Origin of the sequence: Pseudomonas cremoricolorata DSM 17059 = NBRC 16634 (assembly GCF_000425745.1) — a bacterium.
Classification (GTDB): Bacteria; Pseudomonadota; Gammaproteobacteria; order Pseudomonadales; family Pseudomonadaceae; genus Aquipseudomonas; species Aquipseudomonas cremoricolorata.
This window is the reverse complement of sequence record NZ_AUEA01000007.1, coordinates 91594-110209: the sequence shown is the minus strand read 5'-3', so window position 1 is coordinate 110209 and position 18616 is coordinate 91594. Positions and strand designations below refer to the sequence as shown.

The window sequence follows — 18616 nt, the reverse complement described above, 5'->3', positions numbered from 1 at the left end:
TATTCCCGGAGGATCGCGGCATGTCCCCACTGCGTATCGGTGTACTGCTGGCCGTCAGCGCCAGCCTGGTTGCCTGCGGCGAAACTGCCCGGCTGAGCGTGGCCGATGGCACCGGCCCCAACCCCAACCTGCCGCCGCCGAACAAGACCCTGATCCCGACCCTGAACATCGCCCCGGCGATTGGCTGGTCGGACGGTGCCAAGCCGATTGCCGCCCCAGGCACCCAGGTGCAGGCCTTCGCCGACGACCTCGACCACCCGCGCTGGCTGTATGTGCTGCCCAACGGCGATGTGCTGGTGGCCGAAACCAACGCACCGCCCAAGCCGGACGACAGCAGCGGCATTCGTGGCTGGGTGATGGAAAAGGTCATGAAGCGCGCCGGCGCCGGCGTGGCAAGCGCCAACCGCATCACCTTGCTGCGCGATGCCGACCACGACGGCGTCGCGGAAATTCGCACGACCTTTGTCGAGGGCTTGAACTCACCGTTCGGCATGGCCCTGGTGGGCAATGACTTCTATGTCGCCGACACCGACAAGCTGCTGCATTTCCGCTACGCCGACAACGCCATGCAATTGCGCGATCCGGGTGAGAAGGTGGTCGATCTGCCGGGCGGGCCGCTCAACCACCACTGGACCAAGAACATCCTCGCCAGCCGTGACGGCAAGAAGCTCTACGTCACCGTCGGCTCCAACAGCAACGTCGGCGAAAACGGCCTGGAGCAAGAGCGAGGCCGCGCAGCGATCTGGGAAGTCGACCTCGCCAGCAAACAGCAGCGCCTGTTCGCCACTGGCCTGCGCAACCCCAATGGCATGGACTGGGAACCGCACACCGGCGCGCTGTGGACCGCGGTCAACGAACGCGACGAAATCGGCAGCGACCTGGTGCCCGACTACATCACCTCAGTCAAGGACGGCGCGTTCTACGGCTGGCCCTACAGCTATTACGGCCAGCACGTCGATGCGCGGGTCGACCCGCAGGACCCGGCCAAGGTCGCCAGCGCCATTGCTCCCGACTACGCCGTTGGCCCGCACACCGCATCCCTGGGCCTGGCCTTCGCTCAGCCAGGCATGCTGCCGGCGCCGTTCGATCGGGGCGTGTTCATCGGCCAGCATGGCTCGTGGAACCGCAAGCCACTAAGCGGCTACAAGGTGTTGTTCGTGCCGTTCGGCAACGACGGTAAACCCCAGGGCGAGCCACGTGACCTGCTCAGCGGCTTCGTCAATGACGACGGCAAGGCCATGGGCCGGCCGGTGGGCGTAGTCAATGACAAGCACGGCGGGGTTCTGGTGGCCGATGATGTGGGCAATGTGATCTGGCGGGTGACGGCGGCAAAACCGTGATGTTTCACGCGGGGTTGGGCTGACGGCTGCTATTGAGACTGACCGAAGCGCCATTGCAGCGCTTCGGTCGCTGCCCAATCAGGGGTTCTGCGCCAGGTGTCCGGCCGGAATGATGCGCTTGGCCTGCAGGTAGGCTTTGGACCAGTAGCTGTTGGACAGGTAGTCCAGCCGCACGGTGCCACCGGTGCGCGGCGCGTGAACGAAGCGCCCTTCACCGACGTAGATGCCGGCATGGCTCACTTGCGAACCGCCGTTGGTGGCGAAGAACACGATGTCGCCTGATTGCAGGGCGTTGATGTTCACGCTCGGCGCCTGCATGACGATCATTTCCCGTGTCGAGCGCGGCAGGCTGATGCCGGCGGCGTCGTTATACACGTACTTGATCAGACCACTGCAATCGAAGCCCGAATCCGGGGTATTGCCGCCCCAGCGATAAGGCGTGCCGACCAGACCAATGGCACGAAACAGCACATCGGAGGCCACTGGCGAGAAGCTTGGCTGGGTGTTGAAGACCACCTGCGGCTTGGGCGCCGGGGCGGGAGCAGGGGCAGGCGCACGGCTGGAGCACGCCGTCAGCAAGGCCACAGACATCAGGAAAGCAAGGCGCACCATTGTCTTCATGGTCGGAACGTCCTGTCAGGAACGGGTCGGCCGCAGCCGAAAAGAGTTGAGAAATTAGATTAGCTTGTTTCTGTAAACGCGCACGGCGGTTAGCTTTTCAGCTAACCGCCGTGTGTACTGACAACAGCGATGTGCAATCAGTTGCGTGCGATGTTGGTCGTCGGTGCCATGGCCAATGCACGTTTGGCCTGCATGAAGGTTTTGCTCCAGTAACGGTCACCGAGGCTGTCGATGCGCACGCCGCCGCTGCGGCTGCTGCTGGAGTGGATGAACTGGTTGTCACCCAGGTAGATGCCGGCATGGCTGACGCGGCCGCGACCGTTGGTGCTGAAGAACAGCAAGTCACCGGGCTTGAGCTTGTTGCGCGCAACCTTGGGGGCGTCGACGTTGATCATTTCGCGGGTCGAGCGTGGCAGCGACATGCCCGCTTCTTCGCGGAACAGATAGCCGATGAAGCCGCTGCAATCGAAACCGGATTTTTCCGAAGTGCCACCGAAGCGGTAGCGGGTGCCGATCAGCGCCATGCCGCGTTCGAGGATGCTGTCAGCCAGGCCAGGCATCTGGTAAGGCTTGCTGGCGCTGGAGAAAGTGGGTTGCTCTTCGTCTTCGAGAATTGCCAGGTCTTCCTCGGTGAATACGGAAGAGGCCGATGGTTTGGCCTTGGCAGACGATTGAGCGGTGACCTGCGGTTGAACCTGCGGCTGGGTGACAGTGCTTTGCGAAGCACAGCCGAACAGCAGGGTCACAAGTGCTAGGGGCACGAGGGGTGCGAAGCGATTTAGCATGAGCACGACCGTGGCATGGGTTTTGGAAGGTGGAAACTATGCCGCCTATCAGACCCATTTGCAAATTTTATGGAAAAAAATGTGACTTTTCCGTTTTGCCAGGTTCAAAGGCATGCTTCGATCGTTAACACCCCAAGTATTACCAGCCCAACGTTTCCTTCAAAAAGGGAATGGTCAGCTTGCGTTGAGCCTGCAGCGAGGCCTGATCGAGGCGTTCGAGCAGGTCGAACAGCGCGCTCATGCTGCGAGTGCCACGGGTAAGGATGAAATGCCCGACCTCGTCGGTCATCTGCAAACCGCGACGCGAGGCGCGCAGTTGCAGGGCACGCAGTTTGTCTTCGTCGGAAAGGCCGCGCATCTGGAAGATCAGCGCCAGGGTCAGGCGCGATTTCAGGTCGGGCAGGCGGATAGGCAATTCCCGTGGTGAGCTGCTGGCCGCCAGCAACAGACGCCGACCACTGTCGCGCAAGCGGTTGAACAGGTGGAACATCGCCTCTTCCCAGTCCGCTTTGCCGGCGATGACGTGCAGGTCATCGATGCACACCAGCTCGAATTGCTCGAGGTGGTCGAGCAACTCGACGCCGCGATCAAGCAGTTGCGCCAACGGCAGGTACACCGCCGGTTCGCCCAATTGCTGGAAACGATGGGTTGCGGCCTGCAGCAGGTGCGAACGCCCTACCCCTTGCTTGCCCCATAGATAGATGAGGCTTTCGGTCCAGCCCGCGTCGGCTTCGCACAGCCGCTCGACATAGCCAAGCGCCGCCGCATTGGCGCCTGGGTAGTAGTTGATGAAGGTGGCGTCGTCGCGCAAGCGCACACCCAAGGGCAACTGGATCGGTTTCATGCTGGCGGGCGGTCACAAGGACCAGAGGGGCCTTAGGTGAAAAGTCGGCAAAGTCTATACCCGCCAGACAGGCCGCACAATCACAGCGCCCGGCAGCTCAAGGAAAATCAACGGCTTGCGTAGCGCGCAGGGTGAGCACTGGATGTTCGCCCTTCTATTAATGAAGGGCATAGACCCTTGCCTAGCCATTCACCAGCGCATCAACAACCCCTCGAACGGTGCCTGCGCCCCAGGTGCCGGCGGCGTGCCGCTCGGCGCGGGCTCGACCTGCACCTCGTGCAGTTGCGCAAGACCCAACTGCGCGCGCAGCTGTTCACGACTGCCGCTGACGTTATAGGTGAAGGTATCGCTCTGGGCCAGTTGCAGGCGCGCGGCGAAGCCTTCGAGCACGCGATCGAGTTCGGCATAGCGGGCCAGAGTCATGCCTTCGACGCGCAATTGCACACCACTGGCAACCCCGGGACGACTGACATAGCGCGGCGCCAGGCGGTTGCTCACCGCCAGCATCACTGCATCGGCCAGCGCCGCCGGATCGTCGCCCTGCGCGCTGCCTTGCTCATGCTGCTTGCCCAGCCATAACTGCCACGTGCCCTGCCAATGGCCATCGGCCTGCTGCGCGTGCACCGCCAGCAACGCGTTGGCGCCATAGCGTTCACCCGCTTCGCGCAGGGCTTTTGGGTCCTTGCCCTCGAGCGCCTTGGCATCGGCCAGCAGCTGTTCCTGCAAGTCCGCCAAGGGCAGGCGCAGGGGCAGGCCGCGGTGCTGAGCGGCGCGGCGCAGCGGTTCGGCGGCGCTTTGCCCATCACCGACCAGCGTGCTGCCTTCAGCATCGTCGAACAGCCACCAGCCGAGAATCGACGGCCGGTTGCTGCCCCACAGCGCAAGCCCGGCCTTGCCCAGCGCCCGCTCGGTGCTGCCGGGGTCGAACTCCACCTGCACGGTCGGCGGCGATCCGCCCTCGAAAGCGAACTGGCTGATGATCGGTTGCGGGTCTTCGCGCAGGCTGGCCAGCGCCGCGCTCTGCGCCGCCTTGGCGTCACCGGTCAGGCGTAGCACCAGGGTGTCGAAGGCTTGCCGCGTGGCCTGGCTGCGCGCCTCGCTGCCTTGGCCGTCGACCACTTCACGCACGTGGTACAGCCCGGAGACGCTCTCGCCGTGGGCGAGGCTCGACAGCATGGCCAGGCAGGCCACGCTCAGGGTAGGGATCAGGCGCATGAACGATTCCTGTACAGATATTCGGTACCGGCGCACTCGCAGGGGCCTTGCCCACAGCCGACGCACGCCGCCGACTACCTTATAGAGGCTGCCCGCCCGGTGCACCCGGCAGACGGGGTTTTTCTGCTTTTCCCGCCCTGCCCGTCGGCCTGAGGATGGCCGCTGCCGGGCAACCCTGATAAAATCGCGCGCCTTCGCAGACCGCTGACCGGTCAGGCAGCCGACACCTTCGCAGCCGGCCCTGGTCGTCGAGGTCGTTTTCCCGAATCCCTCCCTCCTAAAGGCCTGGATCAATGAGCAAGCAACCCTCCCTGAGCTACAAAGACGCCGGTGTAGACATCGACGCCGGCGAAGCACTGGTCGAACGCATCAAGGGCGTCGCCAAGCGCACCGCACGCCCTGAAGTCATGGGTGGCCTGGGCGGCTTCGGCGCCCTCTGCGAGATCCCGGCCGGTTACAAACAGCCGGTGCTGGTGTCCGGCACCGACGGCGTCGGCACCAAGCTGCGTCTGGCGCTGAACCTGAACAAGCACGACAGCATCGGCCAGGACCTGGTCGCCATGTGCGTCAATGACCTGGTGGTGTGCGGCGCCGAGCCGCTGTTCTTCCTCGACTACTACGCCACCGGCAAGCTCAACGTCGATGTCGCCGCTACCGTGGTCACCGGCATCGGCGCCGGCTGCGAACTGGCCGGCTGCTCGCTGGTCGGCGGCGAAACCGCTGAAATGCCCGGCATGTACGAAGGCGAAGACTACGACCTGGCCGGCTTCTGCGTCGGCGTGGTGGAAAAGGCCGAGATCATCGACGGCTCCAAGGTCGCCACCGGCGATGCGCTGATCGCCCTGCCGTCCTCCGGCCCGCACTCCAACGGCTACTCGCTGATCCGCAAGATCCTCGAAGTCTCGGCCACCGACATCGACAGCACCCAACTCGACGGCAAGCCGCTGGCCGACCTGCTGATGGCCCCGACGCGCATCTACGTCAAGCCGCTGCTCAAGCTGATCAAGGACACCGGCGCGGTCAAGGCGATGGCGCACATCACCGGCGGTGGCCTGCTCGACAACATCCCGCGGGTACTGCCGAAGAACGCCCAGGCGGTGGTCGATGTGGCCAGCTGGCAGCGTCCGGCGGTGTTCGATTTCCTCCAGGAAAAAGGCAACGTCGATGAACACGAAATGCACCGCGTGCTGAACTGCGGCGTGGGTATGGTCATCTGCGTGGCGCAGAATCAGGTCGAGCGCTCGCTGGCCGTGCTGCGTGAAGCCGGCGAGCAGCCGTGGGTCATCGGCCGCATCGAACAGGCCGCAGAGGGTGCTGCACAGGTCGTGCTGAACAACGTCAAGGCACACTGATGCCGGGCGATACCTGTGATGTCGTGGTACTGCTGTCCGGTTCTGGCAGCAACCTGCAGGCGCTGATCGACAGCAGCGCCGCCCCAGGCAGCAAGGTGCGGGTTCGGGCGGTGATCGCCAACCGCGCCGATGCCTACGGCCTGCAACGGGCCGAAGCGGCCGGTATCGCCACGGCGGTGCTCGACCACAAGGGCTTCGACGGCCGTGACGCCTTCGACGCAGCGCTGATGGCGCTGATCGACGGCTTCGCGCCGCAGCTGGTGGTGCTTGCCGGCTTCATGCGCATCCTAAGTGGCGGCTTCGTTCGCAACTATCAGGGGCGCCTGCTCAATATCCACCCTTCCCTGCTGCCCCTGTACAAAGGCCTGCACACGCATCAGCGTGCCCTCGAGGCGGGTGACGCCGAGCACGGCTGCAGCGTGCACTTCGTCACCGAGGAACTCGATGGCGGACCTTTGGTCGTACAGGCAGTGATTGCGGTTGAACCTGACGACACTGCGCAGAGCCTGGCTCAACGCGTGCACCGCCAGGAACACCAGATCTACCCGCTGGCCGTACGCTGGTTCGCTGAAGGGCGCTTGCGTCTCGGCGAAGAGGGTGCGTTACTCGATGGCCAGCCACTTCCGGCCAGCGGTCATTTGATTCGACCTTAGGAGAACGTATGCGTCGTGCCCTGTTCCTGGCTCTTGCCGTGCTCGCCCTGCCCTTGCAGGCCGCTGATCTGAAGCCGTTCTCGGCCAGCTACACCGCCGACTGGAAGCAACTGCCGATGAGCGGCACCGCCGAGCGCAGCCTGGCGAAGAATGCCAACGGCACCTGGGACCTGAACTTCAAGGCGTCGATGATGATCGCCAGCCTGACCGAGCAAAGCACCCTGCGCATGGAGAACGATACGCTGCAGCCGCAGACCTATCACTTCGAACGCGGCGGGCTGGGCAAGGCCAAGAAAGTCGACCTGAACTTCGACTGGAACGCCAAGAAAGTCACCGGTAGCGACCGTGGCGATGCCGTCAACCTGCCGCTTAACCGCGGTGTGCTCGACAAGTCCTCTTATCAGCTGGCATTGCAACACGACGTTGCCGCTGGCAAGAAAAGCATGACCTACCAGGTGGTCGATGGTGACGAGATCGACACCTACGACTTCCGCGTGCTGGGCACTGAAAAAGTCGCGACCAAGACCGGTAGCGTCGACGCGATCAAGGTCGAGCGCGTGCGCGACCCGAGCCAGAGCAAGCGCATCACCGAGCTGTGGTTCGCCAAGAGCTGGGACTACCTGCTGGTGCAACTGCGTCAGGTCGAGACCGACGGCAAGGAATACGTGATCGTCCTGCAGGACGGTTCGGTGGATGGCAAGCCGGTCAAGGGCAACTGATGCAACGCGGCTAACGCTTGGCGTTAGCCGCCCCCCCTCCTCAAGTCTGATGATTACGCGCGAACGTCTGCGCGCCCATCGCCTCGATCTGCCCCTCGATCAACGCCTCGAATGGCCTGAGCAGTTCATCGAAGCTGCCCTCTCCCTCCAGCGCGTTCAGCGCCTGCACCACCGCCTCCACCGTCGACAACGCTCCCGGCTGCGGTGCCTTGCGCACGCGGTAGCGCGATTCCCTCACCTCAGCCAGCGTCACCCGCGGCAGTTCGGCCAGTGCCGGGTTCAGGTGCAACAGCTTGCGTGCCTTGCGCCAGGTGCCGTCGGGGACCACCAGCAACAGCGGTTTGTCGCCCGATGCCATCGACGAATCCAACGCGCAGGCCTGCTCGCCAGGAAACAGCAGCACCGGGCGATAAGCATGGTCGCCTAGCCAGAGCGGCAGATCATCGAACACCTCACCCACCTCCAGCTGCGCATTGGCAAGCCCGAGTGCCGCCAGCCGCGCGGTATTCAGCGCATGGCCGGCCTCGCTGGCATGCTGCAACAACAGCACCCGCGTACGGCTGGGCAAGTGGGGAATGAGTGCGCAAAGGCAATGGCTGAGCGGGCGCTGACAGCGCCCGCAGTGGGGTCTGGACATGGGCTTCTCCTGGGCCGGCGCAGTGTGCCACAGGCGCAAGGAAAAGCCTTTACCGTGTAGGGGCAGACGATCCGCCGCTGCGGTTTACCCGCGAACAAGCCCTAAAGGCTAAACCCAAGCGTGCAGGCAACCCTCATAAATCAGACCCCTCCACAAAACCAAAAGGCCGACACTCCTGTGGAGCATCGGCCCTGATCGGTCAACGACGCCGAGGTTGGCGTCTGCGCGAATCTTCGTCGCTGGGAATCGGCACCGGCTGCAGCGGCGGCGGGATCAAACCGAGCGCGACGGCCAGATCATGGAACCAGTTGTACATACGGTCGTTCATAGTGCCCCCTTTTACGGGTAAGCCTCACGGCAAATCTATCCTGCGATGCTTCGTACAGATCATAGTTGTTACATCCGTACCGTGCATGCGACTTATCTTACAGATGGAGGTAAGTTTGCCTTGGTTCAAGCCTAGCGGGCCAGTTCCGACCGTCGGCGAACTGTTTCGCCTTGTTGCAACTTGCCCAGCCGTCGACTAGCCCAGCACGCGACGCAATTGCCGCCGCACCCACGGCTCGGCGCTGACGAACACCACCCCTGCCAACACCAGCAACGCCCCCAGCACGAAGTTGGCGGTCAACCGCTCACCCAACAGCAGCACGCCGAAACTCACCCCGAACAATGGGGTGATGAAAGAAAACACCGCAAGGTTCGAGGCCAGGTACTTGCGCAACAGCCAGAACCACGTCAGGTAGCTGACGAACGACACCACCACGCCTTGGAACATCACGCTGGCAAGCGCCGTTGGCGTGAAGCGAACGTCCAGCAGCTGCCCGCTCAGGGCGGCGATCAGCAACAGCCCGAAAAAGCCCACCAGCAGCTGATACAGCAGCGTCAGCGACGCCGGCGCCTCGGACAGCCGCGAGCCACGCACCACCACCGTCGTGGCGCCCCAGGCAAGGCCTGCGAGCAGGCCCAAGCCATCACCGAGCAGCACACGGGTGTCCATTTCAGCCCACGACACGCCGCCGGCGAATGCCGTGGCAATGCCGCCGAAGGCCAGCAGGATGCCCAGCCACTGCAAGCGCCGCAGCCGTTCGCTGGGCAACGTCAGGTGCAGGCCGAGGGCAGTGAAGATCGGCGCGGTGTAGAGAAACACCGACATATGCGCAGCGCTGGTCAGCTTCAGGCCTTCGGCGATGAACAAAAATTCAAGGCCAAACAACGCACCCGCCAGCAGACCCGGCCGCCACGTGCAGTTCAGTTGCGTCCACTCCCGGCGCCAGCACACCAGCGCCGCCACCAGCAGCGCGGCGATACCAGAGCGCAGCGCCGCTTGCATCACCGGCGCGATGTCCACGGCCGCCCATTTGATCAACACCTGCTGGCTGCCCCAGATCAGGCACAGCAGCATCATCAGCTGAAAGGCGAAGGCATCGGGTTGCTGGCGGGTCGCGCTCATGGCCGACGCTGCTCAACGGAGTGATTCACGGGCAAACCCCTATCGGTTGCGGTAAGCCCGCGGTTATCAAGTGCTGAACATCGATGCGCCAGCGCGGGGCCAGGTCAGGCGATCTGCGCCTTGCTGGCCACTTCTTCGAAGGTCGCTGCATCCAGCGCGTCGGGCTGCTCGTCGAGAACCTGGCGCGGGTGCTCGAAGCCCGGGATGCTGCTGTCGATCACGCTGAGCAGCCGCGAGCCGCGGGGCGTGAGCACGAAGTTCTCGCCATTGCCGCCCTCACTCTCGGGTCGGCTTTCGATGAAGCCGCGATCGAGCAGCAGTTTTTCGTACTCGCACGCTCGGGTTTTCAGGCTGTCGACGTCGCCCACTGGCTCGCCGTTGGCGGCAAGCTCTGCGGCATGCTGCTCGGCGTAGGGGCGCGGGGTGAAGTTCTGGTCGGCACCGTTTTGCACTTCGTGGAGCAGGCGTTCGATCAAGTTCCAGTCATAAGTGGGCATGGCATTGGCCTCGCAGGCTGCAGGATGAGTACACGACTTGGGACCCGAGCGTGGCGCAAGGTGTTCAGAAAGATCGCTCGGCGCCAGCCCGGCCAGCTCGGCTGAACTTCGCGCCAAGGCTCTGTTCCACCGCTTACATCGCCACAACCTGAGGACGTGCCATGAAGCCATTGATGCAAGTGATCTGCGCTGCCAGCCTGCTGTGTGCTCTGCCAAGCTGGGCCTGCAGCCTGGAAGAAGCCACCGCCAAACGCGAGCAACTCGCCGGGCTGGTCACCCAGCTCACCGAGCAGGACCCGCAAAAGGCCAAGGAAATCAACGAAGAGCTACAGGGCATGCAGCTCGACAGCGCCAGCAGCGATTTCTCCAGCCAGTGCCAGCTCATCGATAAACGTATGCAGGAATTGAAAACCGCAGAGAAAAAGGCCGGCTAGGCCAGGCGCTGACGGCGCAGGTGCAAACTGGGCCGTCAGCCTTGCCGCGAGATATTACTCAGCCGCAGGCGCACGCTTTTTCAGCGGCGCCATGCCGTCGGCACTGGCCAATGGCGCGTTGCGCGGCGCCTTGGCCGCTGGCTTGCGCTTGGCCGCGACCTTCTTGTCACCGGCCTTCTTGTCGGTGCTTTTCTTCTTCTTCACCCCGGCAGCCTTGCCCGACGCCTTGACCTTCTTCGGCCCGCTGTAGGTGCCTTTGACCTCCTTGATGACGCGACGCTCGAACTGCTGCTTGAGGTAGCGTTCGATGCTCGACATCAGGTTCCAGTCGTTGTGGGTGATCAGCGAAATCGCCAGACCCTCGCCGCCGGCCCGGCCAGTACGGCCGATGCGGTGCACGTACTCATCACCGCTGCGCGGCATGTCGAAGTTGATCACCAGGTCCAGGCCGTCGATGTCCAGGCCGCGGGCCGCCACGTCGGTGGCCACCAGCACTTTCGAGCCACCTTCCTTGAAGCGCTCGATGGCCTGCTTGCGATCTTTCTGGTCCTTGTCGCCGTGCAACACGAAGGCCTTCACCTCTTTGGCCACCAGGTGACCGTAGATGCGGTCGGCCATGGTCCGGGTGTTGGTGAAGATGATCGCCTTCTTGAAGGTTTCGTTGCTCAGCAACCACTGGATGATCTGCTCTTTGTGCTGATCGTGGTCGGCGGTGATGATCTGCTGGCGAGTGCCTTCGGCCAGTTGCGAAACGCGGTTGAGCATCAGGTGCTCGGGGTCGTTCAGCACCTTGCCGATCATGTCGCGCAGCGCCGCGCCACCGGTGGTGGCCGAGAACAGCAGGGTCTGCTGACGGTTCGCGCACTCTTTGCACAGGCGCTCCATGTCTTCGGCAAAGCCCATGTCGAGCATGCGGTCGGCCTCATCCAGCACCAGCACCTGCACGTGGGACAGGTCAAGGTTGCCGGCATTGAGCTGCTCGAGCAGACGGCCCGGGGTGCCGATCAGCACGTCCGGCACCTTGCGCAGCATGGCGGCCTGTTCCTTGAAGTCTTCACCGCCGGTGACCAGGCCCGCCTTGATATAGGTGAACTGGGCGAACAGCTGTACTTGCTTGAGGGTCTGCTGGGCCAGCTCGCGGGTCGGCAGCAGGATCAGCGCACGGATTTCCACCCGTGGGCCTTGCAGGTCGACCAGACGGTTGAGCATCGGCAGCACGAAGGCGGCGGTCTTGCCACTGCCGGTTTGCGCGGTTACCCGCAGGTCACGTCCTGCGAGGGCCAGGGGAATGGCCGCCGCCTGCACCGGAGTCGGCTCGACAAATTTCAGCTCGGCCACGGCTTTGAGCAGGCGTTCGTGCAGGGTGAGTTGGGAAAACACGGCGTAACCTCAGACAAGTAGCGGGAATTCGGCTGCATAGGGTAACGTTTTCCCCGGTCGGAGCCGAGTTTCTTTTGCTCCCCTCACCCGCGTGCCCTCGCCGCACTCAATTTCGCTGCACAGGTTTTGCCAACGCTCATGAATTTCCAACAAATGTGGACCGACGCCCTGGATGTCTGGGGCACCCTCGACCAACACCCGATGCTGCACGCCGCCCTCGGCCTTGCCGTGCTGCTGCTGGTGTCCTTTCTGCTCGGGCGCCTGGCGCGCTTTCTGGTGCTGCACGGCGCTCGCCTGCTGGCGCGCCAGCCGGCGCTGCGCTGGGTCGACGACCTGCGCCACAACAAGGTGCTGCACCGCCTGGCGCAAACGGTGCCATCGCTGGTCATCCAGTTCGGCCTGAAGCTGGTACCGCAGCTCAGCCCCACCGCCCTGCACTTTCTCGACAACGTCGCCCTGGCCACCACGCTGCTGTTCCTGAGCCTTGCGCTGTCGTGCCTGCTCGACGCCCTGCTGGCCATCTATGCGCGCAGCGAACACGCCCGCACCCGCTCGATCAAAGGCTACGTGCAGTTGGCGAAGATGGTGCTGTGGGTGTTCGCCGTCATCATCATCGTCGCCACCCTGATCGACCGCTCGCCGTTGCTGCTGCTGTCGGGTCTGGGCGCTATGTCGGCGGTGCTGCTGTTGGTCTACAAAGACACCCTGTTGTCGTTCGTCGCCAGCGTACAGCTCACCAGCAACGACATGCTCCACGTCGGCGACTGGATCGAAATGCCCCAGGTCGGCGCTGATGGTGATGTGGTCGACATCAGCCTGAACACGGTGAAAGTGCAGAACTTCGACAAGACCATCGTCTCGATCCCCACCTGGCGCCTGATGAGCGAATCGTTCCGCAACTACCGCGGCATGCAGCAATCAGGCGGGCGGCGCATCAAGCGCAGCCTGTTCATCGACGTATCCACCGTGCGCTTCCTCACCACCGAAGAAGAACAGCGCCTCGGCGCCGTACGCCTGGTCGGCGAGTACCTGGCTACCAAACGCAAGGAACTGCACGAGTGGAACGAGGCCCAGGGCCTGGGCGAAGAACTTGCCGCCAACCGCCGCAAACTCACCAACATCGGCACCTTCCGCGCCTACGCCCTGGCCTACCTGAACAACCACCCGGACATCCACCCCAGCATGACCTGCATGGTCCGCCAGATGCAGACCACCGCCGAAGGCGTGCCGCTGGAACTCTACTGCTTCACCCGCACCACCGCCTGGGCCGACTACGAGCGGATTCAGGGGGATATCTTCGATTACCTGCTGGCGGTGTTGCCGGAGTTTGGCTTGAGCCTCTACCAGCAGCCGAGTGGCAACGATATGCGGGTGGGGTTGGCGGGGCGTGTTGCGCCTGAGCAGGAGCTTGAAACAGGGCCGGCGCAGCGGCGGTTGGAGGAGATGAGCGAGGCGTGAGGCGGTAACACGATGCCGGGCGTGCGTGGAAGAAACAGACGCAGCGCCCGGCTTCGATGACGGCAACACGCCGAATGACGCGGGCCTTCGACCTGAACACTGCTTCGCTCAGGCAACGATTGTCTGAGGCCCTCTCAACCGCAGGGCAAATTCGCTTGCGCCCACGATTCGGCACGGGTCACCGGTAATCTGTGTTGCGCGTTGAAGGTCTGCTCCATATCCCACGCCACACCACGGCCCATGGCGAACACGGCGCGGTACTTCAGCAAGTTGTCGTCAGAATGTTGCGCAAGGTCTGTCAGCAACTGCTGCACACCAAGCACTCGACGCTCGACCTTTCGCCCGATGACTCGCTCGACCACATCTCCCAGCGCGCCGTACGTGAGGGTGTCACCCGCGATATAGACCACCTGATCGACAAAGCGCGGACTGTGCAGGACGATTGCGGCGGTGAGTGCGCCGATGTCTTGCGGTGTCGTGACTGTCACCTCTGTGTCGAAGCTGCCCAGCGCACTGACCCGTCCAGCGACCAGGTCAACGACCCCGAATGCCGGTTCGAACAGGAAACTGGTGAACATGCCGGTGGAAATGATCACCCACTCGGTTCGGCTCTGGGCACGCAGTAGGTCGCGAACATCCAGTTGCTCGTCGAACAGATCCTGCGGGCTGCCACGGCCGATAAGGTCGTAGTCGACGCCGAACTGCCAGGGCACGTAGCGCTTCACACCCGCCATCAGTGCCGCTTCGGTCAGCTTGCGCTGAGTGCCACGGCCTGCTGAAAAGCCAACGCAACTGATGACCGTATCAAAGCGTTGCAGCACCGCCGCAAGCTCTTGCACCGATGCCTCGGTGACGTCGGCCGTCTCGATGGTCACCCCGAGGGCGCCGATGGCGCGCAGAGCCTGTTGTTTTTCCACAGAAGCGTCGTGCACGTTGGTCTGACGCAACAGCACGCTGATGCTGATCGACTCGGTCGCCCGGCTGGCCAGCCCTTGCAACACGGCAAGCCCCAGCTCACCTGCGCCCAGGACCAGAATGCGTTGTTTGACCTTTGTATCCGCTGATTGCATGGTGGGCCTCTTTTGACGTACCTAACGTGGATGCAGGGATCCTGTCATGGCCAACGCTGCGCAAAAAGTAGGCACATCAGTGATACCAACGGGTCTGCAAGCGCAGGAGATCATCCGCCTTTCAGAAAACGCCTGCCGCGCGCTCAGCGAGGATGATGACGGCCTCAAGCGCGATATCCTCAGCCACTGCGGCAACCGATGGTCCCTGGGAGTGGTGCATGCATTGGGGGTGAGCAGCCCGTTGCGCCATGCAGAGCTGCGTCGCCGATTGCATGGCGTCACCCAGCGCATGCTCACCCATACCCTGCGACAACTGGAGCGCGATGGTCTGATCTCTCGTCACGATTTTGCCGAAAAGGCCCCGCGGGTCGAATATGCGCTGACCGACCTGGGCATGGGGTTACTGGTGCAGATGATTCCGCTGTGGCAGTGGGTGATCGATCAGTCGGAGGGGTTCAATCAGGCGCGCAAGCGCTATGACGAGCGCTAGTCAGGATGAGGCCCGCCATAGGGCTTCGCCAACCTGCACATAGCGGCCAGTCCTTGGTCGCAGCCGCTCATGTCCTGTAGGACCTTTCTGAATCCAACACCGAATCCTTCAAGATCTACACAGTGGCGAACTATCCTACGCGCCACGCCGAACCTTCGCCGTTGTCGGGGAAATGCTTCAGGACTAACGTCCACCGCGTCGTTTCAACGACCGGGTGTGAGAACCCGAACGCAGCAGAGTTCGGTCGCCGTCTATGGCGGCCATGCGTGGGCAGACTTCGGTCTGGCCGGGTTTCTCTGCTTGCCTCGGTTTCTCACCCCGCGCATGGCTGCCACCCACACCCGTGAGAAGGTTGGGTGGCGGCTGGTCATTTGCAAGCCAGAGACTGCCTTATGAAAACGCCTATCCCCGCACCTGCCAGCTCTCAGCATTCCAGTAACTACTACCTGATCAACCCCGATCTCGACCCCGCCGACGCCTTGACCCACACCCTGGAACTGATGTCCGGCATCAAAACCACCCTGGACGAATACATCTGCGCCAACGCCGGCGAGCCTGGGGTGCCGATGCTGGTCAACACGGTCCATCAGGTGCAGATGATCCAGGCGCTGACCAGCTTCGTCTTGCAGCGTGATCAGCAGGCGCCGTGATGCCGTCCGCGAAGCCAGCAACACAACACGCTTAGAAATCCACCTTACCCCGCCCCGCCTTCACCGAACCTCGCCTGGCTTTACCGACCAGACGTCGCGTCTTGGAGCCGAGGGTGGGTTTGGTGGGGCGGCGTTTCTTCTCGGTTTTGCCGGCCGCCAGAATCAACTCGGCCAGTCGCGCCAGGGCGTCGGTGCGGTTCTGTTCCTGGGTGCGGTACTGCTGGGCCTTGAGAATCAGCACGCCGTCGGCGGTGATGCGCGAGTCGCTCAGGGCCAGCAGGCGCTCTTTGTAGAACTCGGGCAGCGACGAGGCCTTGATGTCGAAACGCAAGTGCACCGCGCTGGAAACCTTGTTGACGTTCTGCCCGCCCGCGCCTTGCGCGCGGATGTAGGACAGTTCGATGTCGGTATCAGGCAGGTGCACTGCATTGGAAATGATCAGCATGAAATGGCCCTTGTGAGTGGGGGCCATTATCGACCTGTACGTCGTACTCACCTAGGACAACGCGACATTTTTCCACTCGGCAGGCGATTGCTTGCCCGCCGAGTGTCAACGCGACAGCCGCTACAGGTTGTGTAAGAACCCTCTACGCATGCAAGCCTAGGCAAATCCGCACGTCGATCACCGCTCCTCGAACACCGGATACGAGGCCTCGTCGATGGCCGCCATGGCCTGGGCTTCGGTCATCACGCCCAGGTCTGCCATGATCGCCAACAGCGATCGCTGCTGCTCGACCGATTGGCGGGCCAACTTGCTGACTTTGGCATAACCCAGGCTGGGCACCAGCGCAGTGGCAACGGCCATGGAGTCTTTCAGGTGCGCAAGGTTGCGCGCTTCGTCCGCCTGGATACCGGCCACGCACTTCTCGCGAAAACGCTGAATCCCTTGGGTCAGCAGCGTGATGCTATCGAACACCCGCGACGCTACCACTGGCTCGAAGTGGTTGATTTCAAGTTCACCGTATTGCACGGCCTGGGCCACCGCGACGTCATTGCCGATCACGGCGAAACTCAGTTGAATCATCGCCATCGGCAGTACCGGGTTGATCTTGCCTGGCATGATCGATGAACCCGCCTGGGCTTCTGGCAGCTTGACTTCACCCACCCCACCCACCGGGCCTGAGGACAGTTTGATGAGGTCGGACGCGATCTTTGCCAGCGATGCGGAACAGGTCCGAAGTTCACCGGAAACACGGGCAAATACGTCCATGTTCTGCATGGCATCGAACGGGTTGGCAGGCGCCAGGTAATGAACGTCGGTAATTCGTCCCAGGTGCTCATATACCGCTGCACGATAACCCGCCGGGGCGCCAAAGCCGGTGCCGATTGCGGTGCCGCCCAATGGCAGGGTGCGCAGTTTGTCGCGCACGGCGACCAACTCCTCGGCAAGCCGCCGAGTCAGTGAGGCATAACCTGAGAACAATTGGCCAAGACGCATTGGCTGGGCGTCTTGCAGGCAAGTGCGACCTAAGTGCAAAACATCAGCGAACTGTTCGGACTTGGCCTCGAATACATCCGCCAGCAAGCGAACCTGCTCGATCAAGCCTGCAAGCATCGAATGCGTGCCGATCTTCAGCGCCGCTGGGTACACGTCATTGGTGGACTGCGAGATATTGACGTGGTCGTTCGGATGCATCACCTCATAGCTGCCGGCTTGATGACCCAGCAACTGCTGGGCACGGTTGGCGATCACCTCGTTGAAGTTCATGTTGGTCGAGGTGCCACCCGAGCCTTCCAGCAAGTCGACGATCAGCGACTCGTCGCACTCGCCGGCAATCACAGAACGACACGCCTGCACGATGGCCTGGGCCTGGGCGCTGGGAATTACCCCGCAGTCGAGGTTGGCGAGTGCAGCAGCCCATTTGCATTGCGCGAAGGCGTCGCGGAACGCCGGATAATGAGCGACTGACAGCGGGGAAACGGTCAGGTTGTCAAAGCCTCGCACGCTGTTGACGCCATACAGTTTGGCCAGTGGAATCTGCACTTGGCCGACGTAATCCTGTTCGACACGCACATCGACACGATCAAAAGTATTCACGGGTATCTCCCTCATCCAGTTTCACTAGATCCTCGACGCCCTTGCCCAACGACTTCAGTCGCGGCAGGAAGGAGTCGAGAATGACGGCACGCGCTGACTCGCAGGCATCTGCGAAGAAAGCGCTGTATTCGTTGCGCCTGGCCACCAGATACAGCGAGCGCTCAGCGCTCAGTTGCGGGGTGAGGTGGGCAGTGACGTCGTCCACCCACGGCATGGCCTGGAGGAAACACATGGGACTGGTGACAGCCCAACCGATGCCCTCGGCGACCATGGCGGTCAGGGCGTCGGCGTTGTCCAGTTCCAGGCGATTGGGCACGCGGACATTCAGGCTGCGTAGATGACGCTCGATCTGCCGCCCCACTTGGGAACTGCGGTTGAAGCGCACCACGGGCAGCACATTCGCCAGCGCGCGAATGTCCTCGATGCTGTCCAGTTTTTGCTGTTGCGACGTTGGCGTGATGACGAAATAACGTTCGGTGAACAGCCGATAGCGAATGACGTCGCTGATATCCATTAACGGGTCGCTGGTGACGATCAAGTCCAGATCGCGACGCAACAAGGATTCGCCTTGCTGTGGGCTGAGTCCGGTTCGTACCGACAATTGCGCGACTTGCCCCAGCAGCCGGCGGGTCAGCATCGAGCCACAGGTCGCGGCGAAGGAATCCACCAGCCCCAGGCGCAGGTCCGGCTTCACACCGCGCCCCGCATCGAGCACCTGCGCCTTGAGATTCATCAGTTCATCGCTGAGCAACGCGCCGCGATTGCGCAGGGCGATGCCGAACGCCGTGAGCGTCAGCGGGCGAGTGGTCCGGTCGACCAGCACCACACCCAGTTCGTCCTCCAGTTGGCGAACCATCTGCGACACACCGGACTGAGAAATACCCATGCGATTTGCCGCGCCCGACATGCTGCCCTCCTCGGACACGGCAATGAATACCTGCACGGCGTGCATGTCGATGAGTCGATTGCTGGTCATGGGTATC

Annotated in this window: 21 protein-coding genes; 8 read left to right on the top strand and 13 right to left on the bottom strand. The window is 62.8% G+C overall.

All coding sequences use genetic code 11. The features are described from left to right. The first annotated feature begins 20 nt into the window (after positions 1 to 20). Positions 21 to 1340 (top strand): PQQ-dependent sugar dehydrogenase, encoded by a 1320-nt coding sequence (locus tag H618_RS0109165; protein ID WP_028694795.1) that lies wholly within the window; start codon positions 21 to 23, stop codon positions 1338 to 1340. 78 nt (positions 1341 to 1418) lie between these two features. Here H618_RS0109165 and H618_RS0109160 read toward each other — a convergent pair whose 3' ends face one another. The 4 genes from H618_RS0109160 to H618_RS0109145 form a co-directional block, all read right to left on the bottom strand. Next, complete coding sequence (locus H618_RS0109160; RefSeq protein WP_028694794.1) at positions 1419 to 1961, bottom strand: C40 family peptidase; 543 nt, start codon at positions 1959 to 1961, stop codon at positions 1419 to 1421. Positions 1962 to 2098: 137 nt separating this feature from the next. Continuing rightward, positions 2099 to 2746 (bottom strand): C40 family peptidase, encoded by a 648-nt coding sequence (locus H618_RS0109155; protein ID WP_028694793.1) that lies wholly within the window; start codon positions 2744 to 2746, stop codon positions 2099 to 2101. Between the two features lie 139 nt (positions 2747 to 2885). Beyond that, a complete protein-coding gene (hda, locus tag H618_RS0109150) occupies positions 2886 to 3590 on the bottom strand; it encodes a DnaA regulatory inactivator Hda (RefSeq protein ID WP_028694792.1) in 705 nt (234 codons plus the stop codon). Positions 3591 to 3779: 189 nt separating this feature from the next. Beyond that, positions 3780 to 4805 carry a DUF2066 domain-containing protein gene (locus H618_RS0109145; protein ID WP_028694791.1) on the bottom strand — a complete coding sequence of 342 codons (1026 nt, stop codon included), beginning with the start codon at positions 4803 to 4805 and terminating at the stop codon, positions 3780 to 3782. 293 nt (positions 4806 to 5098) lie between these two features. Between H618_RS0109145 and purM the strand changes: the two genes are divergently transcribed. From purM to H618_RS0109130, 3 genes are read left to right on the top strand one after another with little or no spacing between them, the layout of a single operon-like run. Further along, entirely contained in the window at positions 5099 to 6157 is a 1059-nt protein-coding gene (gene purM / locus H618_RS0109140) for a phosphoribosylformylglycinamidine cyclo-ligase (RefSeq protein WP_028694790.1), read from the top strand. Continuing rightward, complete coding sequence (purN, locus tag H618_RS0109135) at positions 6157 to 6810, top strand: phosphoribosylglycinamide formyltransferase (RefSeq protein WP_028694789.1); 654 nt, start codon at positions 6157 to 6159, stop codon at positions 6808 to 6810. Before purM ends, purN begins: the two co-directional genes overlap by 1 nt. 8 nt (positions 6811 to 6818) lie before the next feature. Next, the gene (locus H618_RS0109130; protein WP_028694788.1) at positions 6819 to 7529 is read left to right on the top strand and encodes a DUF3108 domain-containing protein; all 711 of its coding nucleotides are present in this window, start codon (positions 6819 to 6821) and stop codon (positions 7527 to 7529) included. Positions 7530 to 7569: 40 nt separating this feature from the next. Here the strand turns inward: H618_RS0109130 and H618_RS0109125 are convergent, their stop codons facing one another. The 4 genes from H618_RS0109125 to H618_RS0109110 form a co-directional block, all read right to left on the bottom strand. Further along, positions 7570 to 8166: a tRNA-uridine aminocarboxypropyltransferase gene (locus tag H618_RS0109125; RefSeq protein WP_028694787.1), complete on the bottom strand. Its 597-nt coding sequence runs from the start codon at positions 8164 to 8166 to the stop codon at positions 7570 to 7572. A gap of 199 nt (positions 8167 to 8365) precedes the next feature. After that, on the bottom strand, positions 8366 to 8494 hold the full coding sequence (locus tag H618_RS23280; RefSeq protein ID WP_281169472.1) for a PA1414 family protein: 129 nt from the start codon (positions 8492 to 8494) through the stop codon (positions 8366 to 8368). 195 nt (positions 8495 to 8689) lie between these two features. Next, positions 8690 to 9616, bottom strand: a complete 927-nt coding sequence (locus tag H618_RS0109115) for a DMT family transporter (RefSeq protein ID WP_028694786.1) — start codon at positions 9614 to 9616, stop codon at positions 8690 to 8692. A 104-nt stretch (positions 9617 to 9720) separates the two neighbouring features. Continuing rightward, complete coding sequence (locus H618_RS0109110) at positions 9721 to 10113, bottom strand: hypothetical protein (RefSeq protein ID WP_028694785.1); 393 nt, start codon at positions 10111 to 10113, stop codon at positions 9721 to 9723. Between the two features lie 161 nt (positions 10114 to 10274). Between H618_RS0109110 and H618_RS0109105 the strand changes: the two genes are divergently transcribed. Next, positions 10275 to 10547 (top strand): hypothetical protein, encoded by a 273-nt coding sequence (locus H618_RS0109105; protein WP_028694784.1) that lies wholly within the window; start codon positions 10275 to 10277, stop codon positions 10545 to 10547. Between the two features lie 54 nt (positions 10548 to 10601). On the opposite strand, the gene H618_RS0109100 is transcribed toward H618_RS0109105, so the two are convergent. Beyond that, positions 10602 to 11927, bottom strand: a complete 1326-nt coding sequence (locus tag H618_RS0109100) for a DEAD/DEAH box helicase (protein ID WP_028694783.1) — start codon at positions 11925 to 11927, stop codon at positions 10602 to 10604. Between the two features lie 138 nt (positions 11928 to 12065). Here H618_RS0109100 and H618_RS0109095 point away from each other — a divergent pair, with 138 nt between their 5' ends. Beyond that, a complete protein-coding gene (locus H618_RS0109095; RefSeq protein WP_028694782.1) occupies positions 12066 to 13385 on the top strand; it encodes a mechanosensitive ion channel family protein in 1320 nt (439 codons plus the stop codon). Positions 13386 to 13519: 134 nt separating this feature from the next. Here H618_RS0109095 and H618_RS0109090 read toward each other — a convergent pair whose 3' ends face one another. After that, positions 13520 to 14455 carry an aromatic alcohol reductase gene (locus H618_RS0109090; protein WP_028694781.1) on the bottom strand — a complete coding sequence of 312 codons (936 nt, stop codon included), beginning with the start codon at positions 14453 to 14455 and terminating at the stop codon, positions 13520 to 13522. A gap of 46 nt (positions 14456 to 14501) precedes the next feature. Here H618_RS0109090 and H618_RS0109085 point away from each other — a divergent pair, with 46 nt between their 5' ends. Together H618_RS0109085 and H618_RS22935 are read left to right on the top strand one after the other, a co-directional pair. Further along, positions 14502 to 14945, top strand: a complete 444-nt coding sequence (locus tag H618_RS0109085; RefSeq protein WP_028694780.1) for a winged helix-turn-helix transcriptional regulator — start codon at positions 14502 to 14504, stop codon at positions 14943 to 14945. A 392-nt stretch (positions 14946 to 15337) separates the two neighbouring features. Beyond that, complete coding sequence (locus H618_RS22935; protein ID WP_028694779.1) at positions 15338 to 15595, top strand: hypothetical protein; 258 nt, start codon at positions 15338 to 15340, stop codon at positions 15593 to 15595. Positions 15596 to 15626: 31 nt separating this feature from the next. Here the strand turns inward: H618_RS22935 and arfB are convergent, their stop codons facing one another. The 3 genes from arfB to H618_RS0109065 form a co-directional block, all read right to left on the bottom strand. Beyond that, the gene (arfB, locus tag H618_RS0109075) at positions 15627 to 16040 is read right to left on the bottom strand and encodes an alternative ribosome rescue aminoacyl-tRNA hydrolase ArfB (RefSeq protein ID WP_028694778.1); all 414 of its coding nucleotides are present in this window, start codon (positions 16038 to 16040) and stop codon (positions 15627 to 15629) included. Positions 16041 to 16217: 177 nt separating this feature from the next. Continuing rightward, positions 16218 to 17633, bottom strand: a complete 1416-nt coding sequence (locus tag H618_RS0109070; protein ID WP_028694777.1) for an aspartate ammonia-lyase — start codon at positions 17631 to 17633, stop codon at positions 16218 to 16220. Beyond that, the gene (locus H618_RS0109065; protein ID WP_028694776.1) at positions 17620 to 18609 is read right to left on the bottom strand and encodes a LysR family transcriptional regulator; all 990 of its coding nucleotides are present in this window, start codon (positions 18607 to 18609) and stop codon (positions 17620 to 17622) included. Before H618_RS0109065 ends, H618_RS0109070 begins: the two co-directional genes overlap by 14 nt. Between the last annotated feature and the right edge of the window lie 7 nt (positions 18610 to 18616).